This window comes from Amycolatopsis sp., from assembly GCF_036008905.1.
In the GTDB taxonomy this organism is placed as follows: Bacteria; Actinomycetota; Actinomycetes; order Mycobacteriales; family Pseudonocardiaceae; genus Amycolatopsis.
In genome coordinates, this window is sequence record NZ_DASYMU010000204.1 from 1 (window position 1) to 21,825 (window position 21,825).

General features: G+C 69.5%; 20 protein-coding genes and 1 pseudogene. 4 read left to right on the top strand and 17 right to left on the bottom strand.

The genetic code is table 11. The annotated features are described in order from the left end of the window. Positions 1-129 precede the first annotated feature (129 nt). Together VGP60_RS32930 and VGP60_RS32935 are read left to right on the top strand one after the other, a co-directional pair. Positions 130-459 carry a hypothetical protein gene (locus VGP60_RS32930; protein WP_327552071.1) on the top strand — a complete coding sequence of 110 codons (330 nt, stop codon included), beginning with the start codon at positions 130-132 and terminating at the stop codon, positions 457-459. Positions 460-508: 49 nt separating this feature from the next. Continuing rightward, on the top strand, positions 509-1,690 hold the full coding sequence (locus tag VGP60_RS32935; RefSeq protein WP_327552072.1) for an LLM class flavin-dependent oxidoreductase: 1,182 nt from the start codon (positions 509-511) through the stop codon (positions 1,688-1,690). Positions 1,691-1,704: 14 nt separating this feature from the next. Here VGP60_RS32935 and VGP60_RS32940 read toward each other — a convergent pair whose 3' ends face one another. Beyond that, complete coding sequence (locus VGP60_RS32940) at positions 1,705-2,256, bottom strand: peroxidase-related enzyme (RefSeq protein WP_327552073.1); 552 nt, start codon at positions 2,254-2,256, stop codon at positions 1,705-1,707. A 16-nt stretch (positions 2,257-2,272) separates the two neighbouring features. Then, positions 2,273-2,542, bottom strand: a complete 270-nt coding sequence (locus VGP60_RS32945) for a DUF6235 family protein (RefSeq protein ID WP_327552074.1) — start codon at positions 2,540-2,542, stop codon at positions 2,273-2,275. Positions 2,543-2,743: 201 nt separating this feature from the next. Here VGP60_RS32945 and VGP60_RS32950 point away from each other — a divergent pair, with 201 nt between their 5' ends. Both VGP60_RS32950 and VGP60_RS32955 read left to right on the top strand, forming a co-directional pair. After that, on the top strand, positions 2,744-2,866 hold the full coding sequence (locus VGP60_RS32950; RefSeq protein ID WP_327552075.1) for a hypothetical protein: 123 nt from the start codon (positions 2,744-2,746) through the stop codon (positions 2,864-2,866). Positions 2,867-3,353: 487 nt separating this feature from the next. Further along, positions 3,354-3,883: pseudogene (locus tag VGP60_RS32955) on the top strand (IS630 family transposase); the annotation flags it as partial. On the opposite strand, the gene VGP60_RS32960 reads toward VGP60_RS32955, so the two are convergent. The 15 genes from VGP60_RS32960 to VGP60_RS33030 form a co-directional block, all read right to left on the bottom strand. Continuing rightward, positions 3,880-4,161 carry a hypothetical protein gene (locus VGP60_RS32960; RefSeq protein ID WP_327552076.1) on the bottom strand — a complete coding sequence of 94 codons (282 nt, stop codon included), beginning with the start codon at positions 4,159-4,161 and terminating at the stop codon, positions 3,880-3,882. The pseudogene VGP60_RS32955 and the gene VGP60_RS32960 sit on opposite strands and share 4 nt — an antisense overlap. Continuing rightward, the gene (locus VGP60_RS32965) at positions 4,130-4,309 is read right to left on the bottom strand and encodes a DUF6222 family protein (RefSeq protein ID WP_327552077.1); all 180 of its coding nucleotides are present in this window, start codon (positions 4,307-4,309) and stop codon (positions 4,130-4,132) included. Before VGP60_RS32965 ends, VGP60_RS32960 begins: the two co-directional genes overlap by 32 nt. Beyond that, complete coding sequence (locus tag VGP60_RS32970; RefSeq protein ID WP_327552078.1) at positions 4,306-4,851, bottom strand: hypothetical protein; 546 nt, start codon at positions 4,849-4,851, stop codon at positions 4,306-4,308. The genes VGP60_RS32965 and VGP60_RS32970 overlap by 4 nt, the downstream gene beginning before the upstream one ends. After that, positions 4,845-5,183, bottom strand: coding sequence for an NAD-dependent epimerase/dehydratase family protein (locus VGP60_RS32975; protein ID WP_327552079.1), 339 nt, complete (start codon positions 5,181-5,183; stop codon positions 4,845-4,847). Before VGP60_RS32975 ends, VGP60_RS32970 begins: the two co-directional genes overlap by 7 nt. Positions 5,184-5,225: 42 nt before the next feature. Continuing rightward, on the bottom strand, positions 5,226-5,786 hold the full coding sequence (locus VGP60_RS32980; RefSeq protein WP_327552080.1) for a flavin reductase family protein: 561 nt from the start codon (positions 5,784-5,786) through the stop codon (positions 5,226-5,228). Position 5,787: 1 nt separating this feature from the next. Beyond that, positions 5,788-6,243 carry an acyl-CoA thioesterase gene (locus tag VGP60_RS32985; RefSeq protein ID WP_327552081.1) on the bottom strand — a complete coding sequence of 152 codons (456 nt, stop codon included), beginning with the start codon at positions 6,241-6,243 and terminating at the stop codon, positions 5,788-5,790. A 1-nt stretch (position 6,244) separates the two neighbouring features. Beyond that, the gene (locus tag VGP60_RS32990) at positions 6,245-12,061 is read right to left on the bottom strand and encodes a type I polyketide synthase (RefSeq protein WP_327552082.1); all 5,817 of its coding nucleotides are present in this window, start codon (positions 12,059-12,061) and stop codon (positions 6,245-6,247) included. Positions 12,062-12,137: 76 nt separating this feature from the next. Beyond that, positions 12,138-12,929: a TIGR03084 family metal-binding protein gene (locus VGP60_RS32995; protein WP_327552083.1), complete on the bottom strand. Its 792-nt coding sequence runs from the start codon at positions 12,927-12,929 to the stop codon at positions 12,138-12,140. A gap of 152 nt (positions 12,930-13,081) precedes the next feature. Next, positions 13,082-14,206 carry a carboxymuconolactone decarboxylase family protein gene (locus VGP60_RS33000; protein ID WP_327552084.1) on the bottom strand — a complete coding sequence of 375 codons (1,125 nt, stop codon included), beginning with the start codon at positions 14,204-14,206 and terminating at the stop codon, positions 13,082-13,084. Between the two features lie 2 nt (positions 14,207-14,208). Beyond that, entirely contained in the window at positions 14,209-15,873 is a 1,665-nt protein-coding gene (locus VGP60_RS33005; protein ID WP_327552085.1) for a GMC family oxidoreductase, read from the bottom strand. Further along, positions 15,870-16,400, bottom strand: coding sequence for a DUF5987 family protein (locus VGP60_RS33010; RefSeq protein ID WP_414640442.1), 531 nt, complete (start codon positions 16,398-16,400; stop codon positions 15,870-15,872). The genes VGP60_RS33005 and VGP60_RS33010 overlap by 4 nt, the downstream gene beginning before the upstream one ends. A 44-nt stretch (positions 16,401-16,444) precedes the next feature. Beyond that, the gene (locus VGP60_RS33015; RefSeq protein WP_327552087.1) at positions 16,445-17,809 is read right to left on the bottom strand and encodes a cytochrome P450; all 1,365 of its coding nucleotides are present in this window, start codon (positions 17,807-17,809) and stop codon (positions 16,445-16,447) included. After that, positions 17,806-18,792 (bottom strand): enediyne biosynthesis protein, encoded by a 987-nt coding sequence (locus tag VGP60_RS33020; protein ID WP_327552088.1) that lies wholly within the window; start codon positions 18,790-18,792, stop codon positions 17,806-17,808. Before VGP60_RS33020 ends, VGP60_RS33015 begins: the two co-directional genes overlap by 4 nt. Before the next feature lie 4 nt (positions 18,793-18,796). Further along, positions 18,797-20,764 (bottom strand): CRTAC1 family protein, encoded by a 1,968-nt coding sequence (locus VGP60_RS33025; RefSeq protein ID WP_327552089.1) that lies wholly within the window; start codon positions 20,762-20,764, stop codon positions 18,797-18,799. After that, the gene (locus VGP60_RS33030; RefSeq protein WP_327552090.1) at positions 20,761-21,738 is read right to left on the bottom strand and encodes a DUF1702 family protein; all 978 of its coding nucleotides are present in this window, start codon (positions 21,736-21,738) and stop codon (positions 20,761-20,763) included. Before VGP60_RS33030 ends, VGP60_RS33025 begins: the two co-directional genes overlap by 4 nt. Between the last annotated feature and the right edge of the window lie 87 nt (positions 21,739-21,825).

Below are 21,825 nucleotides of genomic sequence, written 5' to 3' on the forward strand. Positions count from 1 at the left end.
AAGCAAGGTACGCGGACCCACCGAACATCCGGCTGACACCTCGGGCAGCTTAAGTCAGTGGCATTGCTGTCGACAGATGGCGAGGGTATGGGGCGCGAAAGTGTCGTACCTGAGGGGGAGACTGGGGGTATGACCGCAGCACGTAGTGAGCAGCCGCTGGACCCGCTGACCAGCATGTTGTCGGCGGTCGCGCGGCGGGCGGAGAACCAGTTCCGGGGCCGGAACCTGACGATCCGGCGCTCGACGGTGGTGCACGCCGTCGCGCCGTCCCGGTGGATGGCGGGGGTGGATCTGCCCGCCCCGGCCTGCCATGTCGGCGTGTCCGGCTGGGCGGTCGAGGATCTGCATCCCACGTCCCAGCCGGTCACCTGCCGACGCTGTCTCCGTTCCCCCGGTGCCCGTTCGGTGGAGGCGCACAACTCCGGGCACCAGCTGGAGTTGGCACTGGAAGTGGCTTAGCTCCCGGGTTAGCCTGCGAAAGCCATGTCGGCCAGCAAAGGAGTAGGCGATGAGCAGGTTGCGGTTCGGGACGTTCCTGGCGCCCTTCCATCCGGCGGGTGAGAACCCGACCTTGGCGCTGCAACGGGACCTGCGACTGGTCGAGCATCTGGACGACCTCGGGTACGACGAAGCGTGGATCGGCGAGCACCACTCGGCGGGCAGCGAGATCATCGCGTCGCCGGAGATCTTCATGGCCGCCGCCGCGGAGCGGACGAAACGCATCAAACTCGGCACCGGCGTCACCTCCGTGAGCTATCACAACCCGCTGTGGGTGGCCGATCGGATGGTGCTGCTCGACCATCTCACCCGGGGCCGCACCATGCTCGGCGTCGGCCCCGGTTCGCTGCCCACCGACTCGGCGATGATCGGCCTGAACCCGACCGACACCCGCGAGCTGCTGGAGGTGAACCTCGACATCATCACCCGGCTGCTGGCGGGCGAGGTCGTGACGGAACAGACGCGGACGCACAACCTCGTCGAGGCCAGGCTTCAGCTCCGGCCCTACACCGAGCCGTGCTTCGACATCGCCGTCGCCGCGGTCGCGTCCCCGACCGGACCGCGCCTAGCCGGGCGGTTCGGCGCGGGGCTGCTGTCCATCGGTGCCACGCTGACGCAGGACGGGTTCGACGCGCTCGCGCACCACTGGAGCGTGGTCGAGGAACGGGCCGCGCACTACGGGCAGCCGGCACCGGATCGCGCCGGGTGGCGGCTCGTCGGGCTGATGCACATCGCCGAGACCCGCGAACAGGCCTATCGCGACGTCGAACACGGGATCGTGCCGTGGTTCCGGTACTTCCAGAAGGTCGCGGCGTTCCCGCAGATGGCGGTAGAGGGCGGGAACCTCAAGGAGATGATCGACTTCATCAACGAGGCCGGGATCGGCGCCATCGGCACCCCCGACGACGCCCGCGCACAGGTCCAGCGGCTCGCCGACCAGTCGGGCGGCTTCGGCGCGATGCTTCTGCTGGCGCACGAGTGGGCGAACCCGGAGGCGACAAGGCGTTCGTACGAACTGATCGCCCAGCACGTCATGCCGCATTTCCAGGGCTCGGTCCGCACGCACGCACAGTCCACATCGGACGCGAAGGCGCGCGCGACGGAGACTCGCGAAGCGCATGCGCGGACCCAGCACGAAGCCGTGGCGCATATGACCGAGAAGTACGCCAGGGAACTCAAGGAAAAGGGCTGATCACAGGAAAACGGTTACCCGGTGGCGCCAAGCAGCGTGACGAGCCCGGCGTAACCGCCGTCGTGCAGACGCTGTCCCGATTCGACGGCGTACTGCGCGTCGGCGCGGATGCCGAGCCCTTCGACCATCCGGTTCATGAAGTTGAACATCGCGCACACGAGCACCGCGTCGTGCAGCGCCTTTTCGTCCCACCCAGCGGCGAAGACTGCCTCGGCGTCGGCCTCGGTCAGCTGGGCCGGGGTCCGGGTCAGCTTTCCGAGGTAGCGCAGCACGGGCTTGAGCCGGTCGTCGATCGGCGCGGTGTCCAGGTCGGCCAGCGTCGCGGCCACCACGCCTTCGGGCAGGCCGAACGCCTCGGCGGTCACGGTGTGCACGCCGTGACAGTACGCGCACCCGTTGATCCCGGACACGTAGGCGGCGAACAGTTCACGCTCGCCCTCGGTGAACGACGACGGGCCACGCAGCACCTGCTCGTGGAAGTCCAGCAGGGACCGCGCGGTGTCGGGATAGGCCTGGAAGACCTGGAGCAGCGCCGCGTCGGCGGGCAGGGACTTCAGGTAGGACATCGTGGGGTTCCTTCCCTCACTGTTCATCTTCACCCGTGCTGATGTCGAGGATCCCGAAGGACTCCTCGCGATGCAGCCCTACCTTCACCATCAAACCCTGTTTCACCTGGAAAACGAATCGCTGGGCACGACCGGCGTCCGAGAAGACGTCGTAGATGAGGAACGCCGAGCCGTCGGCCACCGCGAACAGGGCACGGTACAAGGCGTTCCGGTCTGCCTGGCAGGCTTCCTCGGACCAGTTCTCGAGAACGGGCAGGCCCGAAGTGAGCCGGAGGCGCATTGCCATCGAAGTGCCTCCTCGGCCGTGGGCGGATTCCGGCAGCACTTTCCATTGTGTGCCGACGAAGGGTTGCCGGTCTTCTCCGACCTTGCTTGACATAACTGCTCTTCGGCCTCGGCGAGCAAGAAATGAGTTGCCCGCCGGGCCCCCCTGATGTGCCCTGGAGGAGGAAACCCTTGAACCGGCCGACCATTCCGGGGAGTGCGCATGACCGAATACCTTGACCCGTATGAAATCTTCTCCGACAACGAGGGGGATCTCGAGATCCTGTTCGGCGCGGCGGCCACGGACGACATGAGCCGTGCCGAGCCCGAGCAGGAAGCGGCCTGACCTTGTCCTTTGTGGACGGACGACGTCAGGGGCGCAGGCCGGAGACCGCCATGAGGTCTCCGGCCGCCATACACGGTCGGTCCACCGGCCGCTCGGCCGCGTACTAAGTCGTGTCCTGTAAGTCCGGTCGATGGGCTTCGTGATCCAGGTGGTTCCTGGCGGTGCGGGGAATTCGGCCTCGTACTGGAACCCCGTACCGCCAGGGCCGCCTGGGCGCGAAGACCGCGAGCGAGACTTACAGGACACGACCTAGTGTTCTGAGTCTTGAGTTCCGTTCATATGTACGATGTGGTGATGGCGAGGACGGGTCGGCCGAAGGCCGCGTTGGTGCTGTCGACTGAGGAGCGGCCGGCGTTGCAGGAGTGGGTGCGTCGGGGTTCGACACCGCAGGCGTGGGCGTTGCGGTGTCGGATCATTCTGGCGTGTGCGGAGGGTCTGTCCAATAAGGACGTTGCCGCGCAGGTTGGTTCTTCTTGGCATGCGGTGGTTGGACCGGTCCCAGCCTGTGCTGCCGATGATGCCCGGCGTTCCGCGGCGCCAGACCGCCGACTATGTGCGGCACGGCACCACAACCTTGTTTGCTGCGCTCAATGTCGCTACTGGCCACGTGATCGGATCGCTGCATCGACGGCATCGAGCTGAAGAATTCAGACGATTCCTGATCAAGCTGGACAAGGAAGTTCCTTCAGGGCTGGCCATTCATCTGATCTGTGACAACTACGCCACACACAAGACCCCGGCGATCAAGACGTGGCTGCTGGCTCATCCCCGGTTCACTCTGCACTTCACGCCGACCGGTTCGTCCTGGCTGAACCTGGTCGAACGCTGGTTCGCGGAGCTGACCAACAAACACGCCGCGGGGTCCACACCTCTGTCCAGGCTCTGGAAAACGACATTCGTCAGTGGATCACCACCTGGAACAACGACCCCAAGCCCTACGTCTGGACCAAAACCGCTGACGACATCCTCGAGCGGCTCGCCACGTATTTGAACAGGATTCCAGACTCAGAACACTAGGCGTGCATGAACTCCTCTGTGTATTCCGCGACCCGTATCGCCCGCAACTGCGCCGGATCGGCCGCGGCAGGGTTGCCGCCGACGACGTTCGCCCGCAGCTCTTCGCGCTGCTCGCGAAGCGTCCACATGGTCTTCGGCGGGGCACCAGCTGGATGACCCGGCGCTCGCCGAGCCGGGTGGCCCGGCGATGTCCGCCGCGGTGTCCCTCGCCGGGCGGCGGGCCGAAGGCGTAGCCCGCCCCGTCGCTCACGCCGCCCGCCGGAGCTGCTCGCGCTCATGGTCGCGCTCCATCTCGGCCACCACTTCGCTCCAGACCAGCCCGTGCGCGAGGCGGGGCACGCCCGCCTGGTTCGGGCGGGCGACCGGCTCTGCCACGACGGTCTCGGGCGGGGTGGTGGCGACGACGACGGGATTTTCGGTGGTCATGGGAGTACCTTTCCGGTTGCTGCGCGGAATTCTGGGGTGGTGACGGGCGAACGCAGCCGCCCGGTTTCGTGCAGCCAGCGCAAGGTGTCGCGCACCGTTTCGTCGAACGGACGCGACGGCGCGGTGACCGCTCCGGCGGCCACGGGCACCGCGACGGCGCAGACGTACAGGGCGCCGTACTCCGCCGGGATGTGCCAGTGCCACACCCGCTGCGCGAGATCAGCGAGGTGACCGATCGGGAACATCGCGCGCGCGGGCAGGAACACCACGGGCAACGCTCGCCCGGTGGCCGCCCGCACGGTGCCCGCGTAGTCCTTTGTGGACATAAAGGTGCCGGGACCGAAGAACCTGTTTCCCTGGAACGAATCCCCTGTCACCAGGTCGGCGTGCAGCGCGGCGGTGTCGCGGACGTCGCCGAGCGGAAGTCCGCCGCGGGGCCAGATCGGCATCAGCCCGCGCACCAGGTCGCGCAGCCGCGCGTTCTGGTCGCCGAGATGCGGGTCGTGCGGGCCGAGCAACGCGGGCGGGTACGAGATCAGCACCGGCGCGCCTTCGTCCTGGTGCCGCCGGGCGATCTCGTCGGCCGCGGCCTTGCTCGCCAGGTAGGCTTCGCGTGGCCTCCCGACCGGCGACCACGGCCCGATCGTGCCCGCCGCCGACGGGAAGAGCGCACGGCCTCGGCGACTACCCCCGGGTCGGTGACGTCACCGACGACGACATCGACCGCGGCCGGGTCCACGCCCAGCGGGTCCAGTGCCCGGGCCACCCGCGCGCGGTCCCGGGCCAGCAGCCTGACCCGGTGTCCGCGCCGGACGATCTCGGCGGCCGAATGGGCACCGACGAACCCGGTGCCCCCGGTCACGCACACGATCATCACGCCTCCTCTTCGAGAGCTCGAGTCCTTACAGGACACGGCCTAGGCGGTCGCCCTGGCCCGGGGCCCGACCTGGTGGTAGCCGCCGCCGTAGAACACCAGCGCGTCCTGAACCTGCCCGCGGTCGGCCGTCACCACCTCACCGACGAAGATGGAGTGGTCACCGCCTTCGTAGGAATGCGCGAGCCGGCACTCCAGCCAGGCGAGCGCGCCGTCGAGCAGGGGCGCTCCCGTCTGCGGTCCCGCGGACCAGTCGACCTCGTCGAACTGCGCGAGCCCGCCGGGGCGCCGCCAGTCGGCGAAGTAGCGCGCCAGCTCGTTCTGCTCGGCGCCGAGGATCGACACCCCGAACGACCCGGCCGCCACGATCGCCGAATGCATCCGTGCCGCGCGGGAAACGCAGCACAGCACCATCGGCGGGTCGAGCGACACGGAACTGAACGCGTTGGCCGTCATTCCGTGGCCCTGTTCACCGCCGGCGGTGAGCACCGTGATGCCGGTGGCGAACCTCGCCATCACCTCACGCAGGCCGCCCTGTTCGGACAGCCGCCGCGCCGACGGGGCGGGGAGCCGTTTCAAGACCGGGCGTTCGGGTGGCTCCATGTCATGCTCCCGGCGTGGTGGCCGGAACGGCGTTGCCGCTGTAGGGCGCCAGCGCCTCGCGCAACTGCTCGGGCACGCGAGTGGGGACTGTCGCCGTGTTGGGCCCGCGCATACAGGCGATCCGCTGCCGTCCGCGGGCGACGAGCCGCTCCCCCTCCTCGGTGAGGTGGACGTAGTCGAAGGCGAACTCGATCTGGGTCTGCGTCAGCTCTTCCAGCCGCATCCGGATCGACAGCCGGTCGAAGGCGGTGATCTCGGCGAAGAACTCGCAGTCCACCTTGAGGGTGAACAGCTTCAGGTCCTTGCGCACCTCCTCCAGCACGGTCGGTGCCTTCTCCATGAGGAACATCTCGCGGCACCGCCCCTGCCAGCGCAGGTAGTTCACGTAGTAGACATTGCCGACGAGGTTGGTCTCTTCGAATCCGATGATGTGCCGGATCTCGTAGTAGCCCGTCATGTCAGCTCTCCTCTCCTTGGAGCACGGCGAACACCACGGGATCCGGCCGGTCGTTGACCGTGGTCGTCCAGGTGGCGATCCGGGCCTCGCCGCTCGAGAGCAGCGCCCATCCGTCGGGGTCGACCCGGCCGACGGTGAGGGCCTGGGTCATGGCGCCGGTCTTGCGCACACATTCCAGCGCCGACCAGATCCGGGTGTTCGCGATCGCGGCCGATTCCCCGGTCTCCGCTGCGAGCAGGCCGCCGACCGCGAGGAGGTCTTCGCCGATGAGCCCGGCCCAGTCCTCTTCGCTGCGGTGCACCGCCGTCTCCACGTCGCAGGTGAGGCTTCCCCCACCGGCGACCACGAGCGTCAGCCCGGCGCTGTGCGACGCCGACACTTCGACGCCTTCCGCCTCCGGTTTACCGTCCGGGCGGTAACGCACCCGCAGTGGTGCGCCGACCGCGCGGCTCGCCGCGAGTTCGGTCTGGACGCGGCGTTCGGCGGTGGTGGCGACGGTGCCGTCCACCGGGTCCGGCTCGACCACGACGGCGCGGCTGCCACCGAGCACCCGCTCACACGAGCGTTCCAGGTAGGAGCCGAGCATCGACGGGACCCACGGGCCCGCGCCGTCCCGTTTGCGGACCGCGCGCAGGCTCAGCCCTTCCCAGCGTTCGACCAGCTTGCCCGAGGGATCGCGGACGTCGAGGTCGTAGACGTAGGTGTCCCCGTCCTGCGAGCGTTCGCGAGCGTCGAGCACCACGAAGTCGGTGTCCTGATCGGACGGTTCGGCCAGATAGAGCTTCTCGATCCCCTGCGGCAGCAACGTCGCGTCGGGGATACAGCACTGGATGGCGTGCATCATCGCGTCGCGGGTGCCGGGATCGGCGAGCAGCCGTTCCTGCGGCAGGAACGGCGCGAACCACGACACCTCCGCGGTGGTCGCGATCTCCGCCACCGCCTGCCTCGCGCTCGCCCTGCGGTACGCCGTGACGCGCTGGAACCGCTTGCCCTGGAACAGGACCGCGCCGTAGAGCTCGGAGATCGGGTCGACCGGCACCAGCGGCAGCACGGCCGCGCCGGGCGCGGACTCGCCGGGCACGTCCGGCCGGGGCAGTCGCAACCTCGCCCGGAAGTGGTCGGCGCTGAAGCCGGTCTCCCCGCTGCGAAGCACGACGTCGACGGTGCCCGCGTCCCGGGCGAGCGCCACCAGGCGGATCGTGGTGGAACCGTTGAGCGGCACCACGATCGGGCGCAGGAAGCGGACGTCTTCGAGGAGCGGTACCCCGGTGCGGCCCAGCACGGCGGAAGCGACCTGGGTCATCGCCTCCATGCCGAGCACCGCGGGGAACAGCAGGTCGCCGTCGAGCAGGTGGTCGGCCAGGTACGGGTCACTGCCCGCGGAGAGATCGGCCTCGGTGATGAGCTCGATCCCCGGGTAGTGCACGACGACGCGGTCGACGAACCGGGTCAGCGGCAGTTCGCGCCGCTCGACCGGCAGCGTCGGCAGGCCACCGGTGCGGCCGCAGACGACCAGCACCGAAGGCGCCGTCGGGTCCCCGACCACCTGCCGCAGCACGGAAATCCCGGTCTCGGTGGGAATCGGGGTGATGCCGTCGCGTAGCAGCGCGCCGACCACACCCAGCTTCTCGCCCATCCCGGCGCCCGACCACACCGACCACTCCAGCGCGATCGCCCGCGCCTTCGGGTGCTGCCGGCCGAACCGGACGGTCAGCTCGCTCATCCAGTCGTTGGCGGTGGCGTAGTGCGCCTCGCCCCGGAGACCGGCGCGGCCGATGATGCTGCCGAAGGTCACCAGCAGCTTGATCCGGCTCGGGTCGACCGCGGCGAGCACGGCCCGCAGGCCGCCGATCTTCGGCGCGACCGTCTGCCGGAAGGTGTGCTCGTTCAAGCTGAACAGCGCGGCGGGCTCGTTGCGGCCGGCTCCGTGCAGGACGGCGGTGACCGGGCCGAGGCCGGCCTCGATCCGGGCGACCGCGTCACGGACCTCGTCGGCCGAGGTGACGTCGGCGCGCTCGTAGGAGTACCGGAGCCCGGCAGCGTCCATTCTGGACAGGTTCTCCGCGAGTTCGGTGTCCTGCGCCGGATCGCTCCGGCCGAGCAGGCCGAGTTTCGCCCCGGAGTCCTTGGCCAGCGCCAAAGCGCTCTCCGCGGTGATGCCCTTGCCGCCGCCGGTCACCAGCAGCACGTCGGTCTCGTCGAGCGGCGTGTGAGCGACGTCAGCGGGCGGGACCGCCTTGAGCCGGGGCACCGTGCGGACGCCGGCGGCGTCGTAGCGGGCCTCGCTGAAGTCGGTGGTCGCGGCGACCTCGGCCACCACCAGTGCGGTGGACTCGGCGACCGCGGCGGGGTCGGCCACGTTCGCAAGGTCGACGATCGTGGTCCGCGCCGACGGGTCCTCCAGGCGCAGGGTCTTGGCCAGCCCGGAGGCGCCGAGACCGTGCTGCACCACGACGAACCGCGTGCCGTTGGCCGCGGCCATGGTGGCGCGACCGGCGTCGAGGAACAGGCGGATATGGCTCTCGTCGCAGTCCGGCGGCAAGCAGAGCAGCACGCCGTCGCCAAGACCGGCCGCGGCCAGCGCGGTGCGCAGCGGCTCGGCCAGCGGATGCCCTTCTGGCGAGTAGACCGACCAGTCGCTCGGCGAACCGCCGGTGCCACCCGCGGGCGGCCGGGGCGCCTCGACGTACTCGACGGCGAACGGCCGGACCCACGGCGCGAGCCCCGGCACCTCGCCGGGAGCGGACGCCTCGCCGGGCCGGGCCGTTTCCGCCAGCTCGTCGATCATCTCGGCGAGCTCGCCGAGGCAGACCGTCGCGAAGTTCGGCATGCCCTCGAGCGCCGGACGGCCCAGTGCCCGGGTGACGTCGTTGACCAGCTGCCCCACCGTGATGGAGCTCAGGTGCAGGTCGTCGAGCGGATGGGTGTCGGCGGAGATGGTCTCCAGCGGCAGCTCGACACGTTCGGACGCGAGCCTGCGAAGCAGCTCGAGGGTGGCGTCGCCGCCGCCTTCGGAACCGGAGTCCGCCTGGTGCTCCCCACTGGCCGGTGCCTCCTCGGCGGCCGACTCGGTGAGTTCGGCGCCGATGGCGGGCGCGGCCTCACACGGGCTGGCGAGGAACGTCATCTCGCCGCCTGCCGGGAAGGGCCGCACCACGCGGTCCGCGAACAACGCGGCGACGTCGATCTGCGTACCGAGCGCGAACGCGGCAGCGGCCACGCGAAGCAGTGAGGTCAGCGAGCCGCTGTCGGTGTCGACGGCCAGCACCGGGGTACCGGGCGCGATCTCCTCGAACAGCCCGGCCAGCACCCGGCCGGGACCGACCTCGATCACCAGGTCGCTGCGCTCGGCGACCTTCGCGGCCGCCTCACGGAAGCGGACCGGCAGCACGACCTGGTCGCGCAGCAGCTCTCGCAGCCCCTCCGCGGCGTGCAGGACGTCACCGGTCACGGTGGAGACCACCGGCCGGTCCAGCCGGGCGAAGTCGAATTCCGCGAGCCGTTCGGTCAGCGCCACCGCGGCGGGTTCGACCGACGGGGAGTGGAAGGCGTGCGAGACGCTGAGCCGGGTGGCGGTCACGTCGGTGGCGCGGGCCCGGGCGCAGACCCGGTCGACGGCGTCCGCCGGTCCGGAGACCACGGTCTGTTCGGGGGCGTTGTAGCCCGCGATGACGACGTCCTCGCCGCCGATGAACTCCTCGGCCCGGCTCGGTGAGGCGCCGATCCCGGCCATGGCACCGTCGCCGTCACTCGCGACGGCCATCACCTTGCCGCGGACGGTGGCGAGCCGGACCAGGTCCTGCTCGTCCACCGCGCCGCCCCAGTGCAACGCCGTCAGCTCGCCCAGGCTGTGCCCGGCGGCGACACCGGCTTCGATGCCGAGATGCCGCAGCACCCGCAGCGCGGCGAGCGAGCCGGTGACGATCCGCGGCTGCGCGACCTCGGTGGCGACCTGGTCGCCGGAGATCGGCAGGCGCGCGGCGGCGAAGATGTCCTCGGCGGCGGGGAACCGGCGGCGGATCGCTCCGACCGCGCCGCGCCCGGAACCCTGGCCGGGGAAGAGATAGCCGATCTTCGGCGGGGCCGTGCGATCGGCGGCGAACACGCCTTCCGCGGCGGAGAAGACGAAAGTCTCGTGCTCCCCCAGCAGTTCGAGCAACCGGGCCAGCTTCTTCTCGGCGTCCTCGGGGGTGGTGACGACGACGGAGGCACGGACCGGCTTGCCGGTCAGCTCACCGGCGAGGGCCCCCGCGAGGTCGGTGATCTCGGCGAGCGAAAGCTTGGGGACCACCGCGAGCAGTTCGGTCAGCCGTTCCCGCAGCCGCGCGCCGTCCTCGGCGTCGAACAGCAGCAGCTCGGCGTCCTGACGGCCGGTGACCAGTGCCTTGGTGCGGCCGTCGAGTTCGCGGCGGCGGTGCACGTCCGGGGCTTCGGCCAGGGCCACATGCGAGTTGATTCCGCCGAAGCCCATCGCCGAGACCCCGGCGCGGATCCCCCGGTCGGGTGGCCACAGCTCGGCACCCGAGGGTACGTACATCCGCGCGGAGTCGCCGAGCAGCGACTCGTGCGGGTCGAAGTGCCCGGTGCCCGGCGGGATCACCTGGTGGTGCACGGCGAGGGCCGCCTTGATCAACCCGGCGACCCCCGCCGCTGCCTTGGTGTGCCCGATGTTGCCCTTGATGGTGCTCAGCGCCGCGGGCGCGGCGAGCGGGTCGGCGTCGCGCCGCGCGCCGGACAACGCGTCGATTTCGGTGGCGTCGCCCAGTTTGGTCCCGGTGCCGTGGCCTTCGAAGTAGGACACGGTTTCGACGCCGTAGCCCGCCCTGTCGTAGGCGCGCTGCAACGCGAGCCGGTGCCCGGCGGCCTCGGGACGGGTGATGCCGCCCTTGCCGTCGGAGGACACACCCCAGCCGCTGACCGAGGCGTAGATCCGCTTGCCCTGCGCCAGCGCGTCGGACTCGCGCATCAGGACGAGCATGCCGGAGCCCTCGCCCGGCCAGAAACCGTTGGAGCCACGGTCGTAGACCTTCATCTCGCCGGTGGCGAGCGCGCCGGTCTTGGCGAACCCGATCACCTCGAACGGGTCGATGGACAGGTCGACTCCGCCGGCGATGCCGACGTCGAGGTCGCCTGCCGCGAGCGCGTTGGCGATGTTGACCACGGCCAGCAGTGACGACGAGCAGGCGCCGTCCACGGTGAACCCGCCGCCGGCGAAGTCGAAGTAGTTGCAGATCCGCCCGGCGATGGTGTTCGCGAGCCCACCCGCCAGCGAGTCCTCGTTGATCTCCGGGAAGGGCGCCTTGTACTGGACCTCCAGGTCCCGAAGGAAGGTCGCCGTCTCGTCCTCGGCCCAGCCGCGGCCGGCCAGCGCGGCGGCGACGGTGCGCCGCACGTACGGCCAGCGCAGCCGCATGATGTTCGCGCGGGAGAACTCACCGGTGAGGCTGTTGCCGATCACCACCCCGGTGGTGGCCTTCGGTAGGCCCTCCCCTTCGGTGAACCCGGCGTCGGCGAGCGCCTGCGCGGCGACGTCGAGCGCGAGCCAGTGGGTCGTGTCCGTGGCGCGGAACGTGCTGCCCGCGACCTTGTACCGCACGCGGTCGAACTCGAAGTCCCGGAGCACCGCGGCCTTCTGCGCGTAGAAGCGGTCCGGCGCCTTCGGGTTCGGCGAGTAATAGTCGCCGCGGTTCATCCGCTCGTCGGGCAGCCGGCGGAACGCCCGCCGCCCCGCCAGCACGTTTTCCCACAGCTCCCCCGGAGAAACCGCGTCCGGGTATCTCAGTCCGATACCGACAATCGAAATCCGCTCAGCACTCATGCCACCGCACTCCCATGGGTCATTCACTTTTCCTTGCCCGCGTCCGATCCCCCGGTGGGCCACCGATCGCCTGGGGTCAGCCGAACTGACCGGGTTCACGTCCCTGTCCCGCGGGACCGCGGTACGCCTGCGCCAGGTCCAGCCAGCGGTCGGCCTCGGCACCTTCGGCCCGCAGGTCGAGGTCGTCGCGGTGCCGCCGCTGGGTGACCACCAGGCAGAAGTCGGCGGCGCTGCCGGTGATCCGCTGCGCGGAGTCCTCGGGGCCGAAGGTCCACAATGCACCCGAAGGCGCGGTCAGCTCGAATCTGAACTCGACGTCCGGGGTGGCCAGACCCCTTGCCTGGTACCCGAAATCCCAGACCCGCACGGCGAAACCGACGAGGAACCTGATCCGGTCGGTGCGCTCGCGGGTCACGCCGAGGGTGTCGGCGATGTCCTGGCCGTGCGCGAAGAGCTCCATCATCCCGGCGCAGGCCAGCACGGCCGGCGGCAGCGGGTTGACGAGCCACGGCACCAGCCGGTCGGCGGGGACCGCGGCGAGCGCCTTGATCCCGGCGTCGCGTTCGGCCCTCCAGCGCGCCAGCAGCGCCTCCGGCGGGTCGTTGAGGTAGTCGGCGAGCGCGCTGTTGACCGCGGCGTCCAGGCCGCCGGTCAGTGACGCCGTCATCGCGGTGAAGGCCGCGGGGTCGGCCGCGGCGAGCCCGGCGATGCGGAAGATGAACGCGAGGTGGCCGACCTGATGGGTGACGGTCCACCCGGGGGCCGGGGTGGGCAGGGCCCACTGCTCGTCGGTGAGACCGGCGAAGAGGCTGTCGAACTCCTCTGCCTCCGCGGTCAGCGCGCCGATCACGTCCGGTGGCTGGTTCACGTCTGTCCTCTCGCTCAGGCGGATCGGATTCCGCGGTGGTTCTCGCGGCAGTTCTAGCGACGGCCGCCGGGATCTTCAGGCCCGGTGGCCGCCGCGGACGACGGATCGAGGTGGTCTCGCGCGGGGCGATGAGCGAACCGGTTACGGTCGCGTCAGGGTGTCCCGGTCTCGCTTTGCCCAGCCTTCGATCCTGTCTTCCGATCATCTCCGGAGACCGATACCGGCGTCTTCTCCTGGCGGGCGGTCCCGGCCAGGCGCTGCCCGAAGACACGCGCCGCGGTGAGGCTCGCCCACGCGACGAGTTCCACCAGGGCGTGCTCTTCCGGCTGCCCACGGCGGAAATCCGCCACGACCGTCTCGTCCACCTGGTAGGCGGCCATCGCGGTCAGGAGCGCGAGCCGGGCGGCGGGCCGCTCGGTTTCGGGCAGCACGGCCACCTGCGGCTCGGCCCACGACCGGCTCAAGCCGGGAGAGGCTCCGTTCCAGGACGCCAGTTCGCGCAGGACGACCTCGCGGACGCGGGGTGAGACCACGCTACTGGCGGCTTCTTCCACGGCCGCGACGGCGCGCTCGAAAGCCGCGGCGATGGTTTCGTTTCCGTCCGTCCATTTGAGATCGGCGGGCGGATTTCCTTGCGCTTCGGGCAAAAGACCGAGCGAGGCCCCCGGTTCGGCGGCGCCGGGCCGCAGGAACCGGCCGAGCACCGAACGCACCATGCCCCGCGCCGGCGCCGGCACCGCGGCCGGCAGCGGTGAGGCACCGAGGAAGACGTTGACCACCCGGTTGAGATAGTGGAACGCGACCGACACCGCGACGAGCTCCGGCACCTGTTCCGGCCTCGCGATCCCGCCCGGGACCCCGGCGGCCCACGCCGCCAGCGCCCGCGTCTCCGGGTCCTCGATCCGTTCCCGGACGCCACCGCTGATCGCGTCAGCGGTACCGCCGTGCCCGAGCGAACCGAGGGCCATACCGTGGACCTCGACGCAGTACGGGCAGGAGTTGGCCACCGACACCGCGGACGCCACGACCTCCTTGTCGGCGCGGCTCGCCAGCCCCGAAGCGATCAGCGACTCCCGCAGCATCGCCCAGACCGCCGCGAGCACCGCCGGGGACGGCGAATGCAGCGCGACCGGTGGGGCGAGCAGGCCGAAGTCCCGTTCGAGCTGGATGTACACCGCGTTGACCACACCGGTGGCCCGGCCCGGCGGGACGGCGTGGACGTACCGGATGTCGCGCAGCGAACCGCGCAGGGCGAGCCGGACCGGGGCAGGAGTCATCGCTATTTCCCCACGGTCAACGGAAGATGCAGGACGCCCTTGCGACCGGCGGTGCCGCCGTCGGGCGACGGAGCGCCGTAGGTGACGTCGACGCCCCGCTCCCGCGCGGCCCGGATGATGCCCGGCACCGCGCGCTCGGCGAGCGCGGCGATGGTCATCGCCGGGTTCACCGTCAGCGCGCCGGGGACCGACGAGCCGTCGGTGACGAAAATGCCGGGGTGGTCGCGCAGTTCGTGGTTCGGGTGCAGCGCCGAGGTGCCCGCGTCGTCACCGATCCGGCAGGAGGACAACGGGTGCACGGTGTACGCGCCGACGACGTCGTTGGTCCACGGCGCCACCTTCGCGATACCGTCCTTCTCCATGATCTCCTTGCACTCGGCGTCGGCGAGCGCCCAGCCGTGCTTCGTGTTTTCCGTGGGGTGGTAGGAAAGCGGGCCGCGGCCGAGCATCTGCTGCGAGATACGGTAGGCGTTACCGGTGGGCGGCGGGGCGCCGAAGACGCCTTCGTTGTCGTCCTCGGTCATCAGGAAGATGGTCAGCCACGACTTCCACTGCTTGAGCATCTCCTTCTTGCCCGCGCCGAACCACGCCGGGACGTCCGCGCCGGGGACCTGCGCGAGGATCGTGCCGAGCCCGGGCGGGAAATACAGTTGCTCCAGGGAATACCGCTCGTACTCCGGCAGCGAGCCGTCGAGGTGGTCCCAGTTGGCCACGGTCGGACCCTTGCCGATCTGGTTGGCCTCGTAGGCCTTCCCGTCCTCGCGGCTGAGCCCGAGTACCTCGCGAACGCGGTCTTCGTTGAGCACCGCGGTGTTGAGGCGCTCGCCGTTGCCGGAGAAGTACCGGCCGACCCCGTGCGGCATGGCGCCGAGGGTGGCTTCGGAGCGCTGCAGGATCACCGGGGTCGCCCCGGCGCCGGCGGCGAGGATGACGATCTTCGCGTCGATCGTGCCGCCGGCGGTGTGCTCGCGGTAGTCCTCGCCGTCGATGATGTTGTAGTGCACGCGGTAGCCGCCGTCTTCGGTACGCGACAGCTTCTGGACCTCGTGCAGCGGCCGGATCTCGGCGCCGTGCGCCAGCGCGGCGGGCAGGTAGTTGGTCAGCAGCGAGCGCTTGGCGTCGAACCGGCAGCCCGCCATCATCCAGTTGCAGTTGGTGCATTTGGTGTTGTCCACCGCGACCGGGGCCGGGTTGGCCGTGCGGCCGGAATGGTTGCACGCCGCGGCCCACAGCCCACCGGGATAGGACACGTCGTTCCAGTCCTGTTTGGACACCGGAAGCGCCTCGGAAACCCGGTCGTACCAAGGCTCCAGGCTGTCACGGCTGATCTCCGATGGCCACATGCGGCGGCCGATGCCGCCGTGGCGCTCGAAGACGAACTTCGGCGCGCGGGGCATCGCGGCGAAGTACACCACGCTGCCACCGCCGACGCAGTTGCCGCCGAGCACGCTCATGCCGTCCCCGACGGTGAAGTCGAACACCCTGGTGTAGGAGGAACCGAGCAGGAAGTCATGCTCGAAGTCGTTGCTCTCCAGCCACGGCCCGCGTTCGAGCACGGTGACTTTCGCCCCGCCCGCGGCGAGGTGGTAGGCGGTGATCGCGCCGCCGAACCCGCTGCCGACGATCAGGACGTCGGTACTGTCGACGGCGTTGCCGTTGATGGTCATGCCGGGCTCCCTGAAGGGGTCGTGTCCGGGTGGAGCTTTGCGAGTTCACGGCGGTAGGAGTAGCGCGGGAACCGCCAGAGCCCGTCCTCGCCGGGCGCGGACCAGCCCATGGCGAGCAGGCCCGGATGCCCGGCGGCGATGGCGTCGGCGGTGTGTAGGTGCGCGGCGCTGTCGTAGGCCATGTTGCAGAACAGGGCCAGCGCGACCCAGCCGTCCTTTTCGGGATGGCCGGGCAGCGTGAGCCGGGTGACCAGCTCGGTGCGGAGGTCGAAGGACAGCGCCACGAACGCGGGGACGTCGGCGTCGAGCTCGACGCCGAGTTCGGTGGCGAGCGCCTTCGCGTGGTTGTCCAGTGACAGCACCAGATATTCGAGTCCCGCGGTCACGCCGGTCGCCGGCGTGTGGAGCAATTCGAGCGCTCCCGCCTCCACCGCACCCGGGCCCGGGGCCGCCCCGGCGATCGCCCGGTCGTCCGGTGATCGCTTCTCCCCTGGCAAGATGGTGTCCGCGAACGCCTCCAGCGTCATGATCCCGGCTTCGTCCAGTTCGGACACGGCGTTCTCCTTTCGCGCTAGTATTTGTGGATGTTCATCGGCAGCCCGCCGCGGACCCGGAGCGAGAGCATCGCCTCGGGGACCACCGGGCAACCGGGGACCTTGGTCAGCCGCAGCTCGCGGGAAACCTGTGCCAGCACGAAAACGGCTTCCATCATGCCGAGGCTGTTGCCCACGCAGAAGCGCGGACCGGCGCCGAACGGGATGTAGGCGTACCGCGGCCGGACGGCGGCGCTCGCGGCGAACCGCTCCGGGTCGAACCCCTCGGGGTCGTCCCAGAAGTCGCGGTGCCGGTGCAGCGTGTAGGGCACCACGACGACGTCGGACCCGGCCGGGATGTGGAACCCGGCGATCTCGTCGTCGGCCTGCGCGACCCGCGGCAGCAGCCACACCGGCGGGTAGAGCCGCATGACCTCCTCCACCACGGACGCGGTGTAGGTCAGCCGGTGCAGGTCTTCGTAGACCGGCAACCGGTCACCGAGCACTTCGGTCGCTTCGTCGTGCAGCCGCCCGGCGACCTCGGGGTGCTCGTCGATCAGGTGGAACGCCCAGCCCAGCGTGCTCGCCGTGGTCTCGTGCCCGGCGAGCAGCAGGGTGATCAGTTCGTCGCGCACTCGCCGCCGTCCGGCCGCGGGGTCGGGGTCCTGCGCGGCCGAGGTGATCAGCCTGGACAGCACGTCGTCCCCGCCTTCGATCGGGTCGGCCGAGCGCCGCGTCACCAGCTCGTCGGCGACCTGGCGCAGGTCGTCGCGGGACTCCCGGAACCGCAGTTGCTTGGGCAGCGGCAGCCAGCCGGGGACCATGCCCAGTGTCACGGCTTCGAACATCGCCTGGTCCTGCACGCCTTCGAAGGAGTGCCCGAGCGAATCGAACCCGCCGAGCTCGGCGTCGAGCAGGGTCTTGCCGAGCACACCGAGGGTCAGCCCGGTCATCTCGTGCAGGATCTCGACCGGGCCGTCGCGGTGCCGGGCGCCGAGCCGTCCGACCAGACCGTCCACTTCGGACGCGACCACAGTGGACTGCTGGGCGATCCGCTTGTGCTGGAACACCGGCTGGATCGTCTTGCGCTGCGCGCGCCACGTCTCGCCGTCACTGGTCAGCAGCCCGTCCCCGAGAGCGCGGCGAGCCTCTTGCAGGCCGATTCCCTTGTGGTAGTTGGCACTGTTGTCGGCCAGGACGTGCTTGGCGTGGTCGGGATGGTTCACCAGGTACAGCGATTTCGGTCCGATCGCGATCCGGACGACGTCGCCGTAGACCGCCGACGTCGTCATGAGCGCGAGCCGATCGGTGAACAGCTTCCTGAGCAGGCCGAAGGTCGCCCGGCGCGGGGGCCCGGGCGGCACGGAGCGTGCCGCCCGGGTCCGGCCGGGGCCGGTGGTCATGCCGCGGCCGCTTCGTCGGTCTCGGCCTGCCGCGACGAGATCGCCGTCACCGGCACCTTGGCCACCTCGGCTTCGCGCTGCGAGGCTTCGAACTGCTCACGGGCTTTGTTCGCGAAGTGCAGCGACCACAGGAAAGCACCTCGGATGAGGCAGACGGTCGCGGTGGCGAGGAAGAGCCCGTAAGCGATGTGGGCGACCATGAAGAAGCCGTACATCAGGGCGATCCCGGCGCCGAAGGCGACCTGCGAGGCCGGCTTCGACGGGGTGGTGCCGGGGTCGGTGACCATGTAGTTCGTGAAGAGCACGAACGCCACACCGGTCATCATGCCCAGCGCGCCGGGGATGGCGGTGTCGAAGACCAGGCCTCGGACGATCGCCTGCAGGGCGAAGGTGATGAGCCACGCCCCGATCAGCCACATCCGCCCGGTCAGCTTGGCGTTGAGGATCGTCCCGGAGATCAGGATGATCCCCACGATGAGCCAGCCGACCCAGGTGTCCACGTGCTCGGTGAAGTGGTACGGCGGGGCGATGCTGGCCCACGGGATCAGCAGCAGGATCACCGTGATGCCGAAGTTGGACGGGTTCATGAAATGCCGCATCCGCCCGCGCATCGGGGCGCGGAGCACCCACTTGGCACCGACCGCGACCACCACGCCGAACATCATCACCAGTACCTGGTCGTTGACGTAGGTCAGCATGTTGAGCGCCAGCCCGGTGATGTGCGCCGGGAACAGGAACTCCATCAGGCCGCGGAAACCGTTGCCACGGAAGCGGGGTATGCGTCCTTCACCGCGCGCGCCGATGATCTCCAGCACGATTTCGGTGGTGTAGGCCGTGGCCAGTGCGACGAAGGGCCACGTCCACGGCTGCTCGAAGCCGAGGATGGTGTAACCGATGATGTTGAAGATCGAGATCGAGATCGCGAACCGGCGCAGTGCCGTGATGACTTTCGGGTCGTGTCGCTGAACGCTCTGCTGTGCCATGTCCTCACTTCTCCTTGGCCTGGGCGCCGAGCTCGAAGCTGTGCCAGCCGGGCTTCAGCTGGAGGTCCTGCTGCCGGAGCCGGCCGGTGCGATCCCGCCACTGCAGCTGGACCTGGACCGGGCTCGCGACCCCGTCACCGAGTCCGATGTGGACTTCGTTGCTGCGCCGGCCGGAGTGACCGCTGCTGCCGTCGACCCGGTCGGTGAACTTGCGGCCGTCAGCGGTGGTCACGGTGACCTGGGCGCCGATCGCCGGGGAACCGGGCGCGCGCAGCGGCCCGGCCGAGGTCGGCGAGTCGGTGCTCAGCCGCAGCCCGAGAAAGGCCCCGGCCTGCTCGCTCTGGTTGCTGTAGAACACCGGGGCGTCCCACTGGCGGGCGACCGCGAAGTCGAGCCTGCCGTCGCCGTCGGCGTCACCGGTCGCGATACCGCGGGTAGGCACCGGGATGGCGAGACCGAGTTCCTTCGCGAGGTCGACGTAGCGGCCGTCGGGGCTCTTGGCGAAGAAATGCAGCGTCTGGTTGCCGCCGATGTCGTCGCCCTCCCTGGCGTTGGGCCAAAAGAACGGGTTGGCCAGCAACGCGTCGTTCGAGGTCGCCAGTTCCTGCAGCTGCGGCCAGCGGTTGGTCTCACCCTTGACGAAGCCGGTCGCCTGGGTGATCACCGACTCACCGCTGTTGTTGTAGTCCGCGATCTTGACGTCCCAGCCCCAGCCGGACCACGCCGTCCCGGCCTCCGCGCTGCGGTCCTCCCACGGCGCGGTGCCCGACTGCAGGTCCGAACGCAGCTCAGCGTTGTCCTTGGCGGTGTTCATCCACTGGAAGTTGCTCTCCTCGATGCCCCACGAGGTGGTGATGTTGCTGACGAACATGTCGTAGAGGCCGTCATGGTTGAGGTCGGCGAAGTCGACACCCATGCCCTTGAAGGAGTCGTTGCCGACGACCTTCGACTTGGGGTCGGTGGCGCCGTGGACGCCCTTCACCTCGCCGAATTCGAACCTGCCCGGCGTGGACTTGTTGTACAGCAGGCGGTCCGGGCCGAAGTCGTTGGCGATGTAGAGCTCGGGGAGCCCGTCGCGGTCGATGTCGGTGGCACTCGCGGCGAGCGCCCAGCCGGTGGCGGCATCGCCCTTGACGACGTCTTCCTTGCATTCGAAGGTCGCCGAGGGGTTCGCGCCCTTGTCGCCGCCGGTGAAGCGGAAGAGGTATTTCCCGCCACCGTTGAAGGCGTGCGACATCGAGTGGTTCATCGTGACGCCACCGCTGACGCGGTCGTCGAGCACGGGACCGTCGGGGAAGTAGTTGCCGATGAAGATGTCCTGGTGCCCGTCACCGTCGAAGTCGCCGATGGTGGCGGCGTTGGTGTTCCACTCCGGGCCGGTGTAACGGCCGTTGGCGGAGTTCGGGCCGGGGACCAGTTCCTGCGGCAGGTACGTCTGCGTCTCCAGCTTGACCGCCTGCGGCTTCGCCAGGAACAGCACCGGGGTGCGGCCCCAGTAGTAGACCATCAGGTCCATCCGGCCGTCTTCGTTGAAGTCACCCGGCACACAGCCCATCGGGGCGATGTACTGGTGGGTCGGCAGCGAACCGAGTTCGAGGGCGAAGGGCGCGTAACGGGCGCCGCCCGCGCCCGGGGTCGGGGTGACGACCACCTGGTCGGTCCGCGGGTCGACCAGGCACAGGTCGTTGGACAGGCCGTCGCCGTCGAGGTCGTTCATCGCCACAGCGGCGCCGACCGACGAGATCCACGCGCTGATGTGCTCGTAGTCCTTGTTCACCGTGCGGATCGACTGGTGTTTCGCGGACGCGGGCATCGCGATCGTGGCCGCGGTGAAGGCGTACTTGTCCGCCATCGCCTGTTGGTCGGCATTGGAAACCGTTGGGACCTGCGCCACGACGAACAGGCCGGCCACCAGCACGATCGCCACGACTCCGGCCAGCTGTTTGTGGAGCCAGCGAAAGATCGAGCTCATTTGCCCACACCTCCAAGGGTCAGGACATCGGTGGCGATACGCTGCCGCCACAATTCGAATGCGGGGAGTTCGCCGTCCACGGGCCGTTCGGGACGCGCGTCGAGGGAAATACGCGCCGCCTCTTCGACGGTGAGCCCGCAAAGGATTTCCACGGCGAGATGGTTGTGCGGCACTACGAGTCCGGCACGGACCCTTGCCTCGGCGGCGAATGCGCTGCCCTGGACCAGTGGCCCGCGGTATTCGCCGGCCTTTTCGAGAAGAAAGCGCAGTTCGTCGGCTTCGCCGCCACCCGCGTAGGTCGCGGCCAGGCCGACACCGGCGTAGAGGTCACGCCGACGGGATTCCGGGAAGTCGTGGACCAGCTTGGTCACGAGCTCGGCGTCGGTGCCGCCGATGAACCACAGCGCCCGGCCGATACCCTGGTCGATCGCGCGGTTGGCGTAGCCGGTATCCCCCGCGGGCCAAGGGAAACGGGGTTCCTGATACTGCTGTTCGATGTACTTCTCGGTGTGGAAGTAGGCCTGGTGGAAGCCGTAGCCGTCGAGGACCAGCCACCGCAGCAGCGGGTCGAAGGACTCGGCTTTCGGCCAGCGGAACCGCGGTATCCGCGCCATTCCCCAGCCGACGCCCACGTAGACCATGTAGATATGCGGGTCACCGGGTCCGGCCAGGAAATCGCTGATATGCCCGCGCTTCCCGAACGGGAGCCCGTCGAGCACGCCGTAGCCCATTCCGGCACCCTCGTAGGCGAAGCCGCGGAAACGCGTTGGGATGGTGTCCAGCCACTGCGCCGCTTCGGTCGTCGATCGTGCCTCGACCGCGTTCGCGTAGCCCGTGAGGAAATACTTCCCCACCGTCTCCAGCAATTCTTGAGCGGCCGGGCTCTTTTTGTGGAAACCCCTTTTGTCGAGTGAGGTCTCCGATACGTCCGGAGTCAGGATACGACGCCTCAGCGCGCGCAAACCACTGCCCAACGCACTCGCCCCCTTTATCGGGTGGAATTGGATGACTCTTGAAAGGCTCGCACGGTCGCGGCGCGCCATCTACTTCACGGTTGCGCC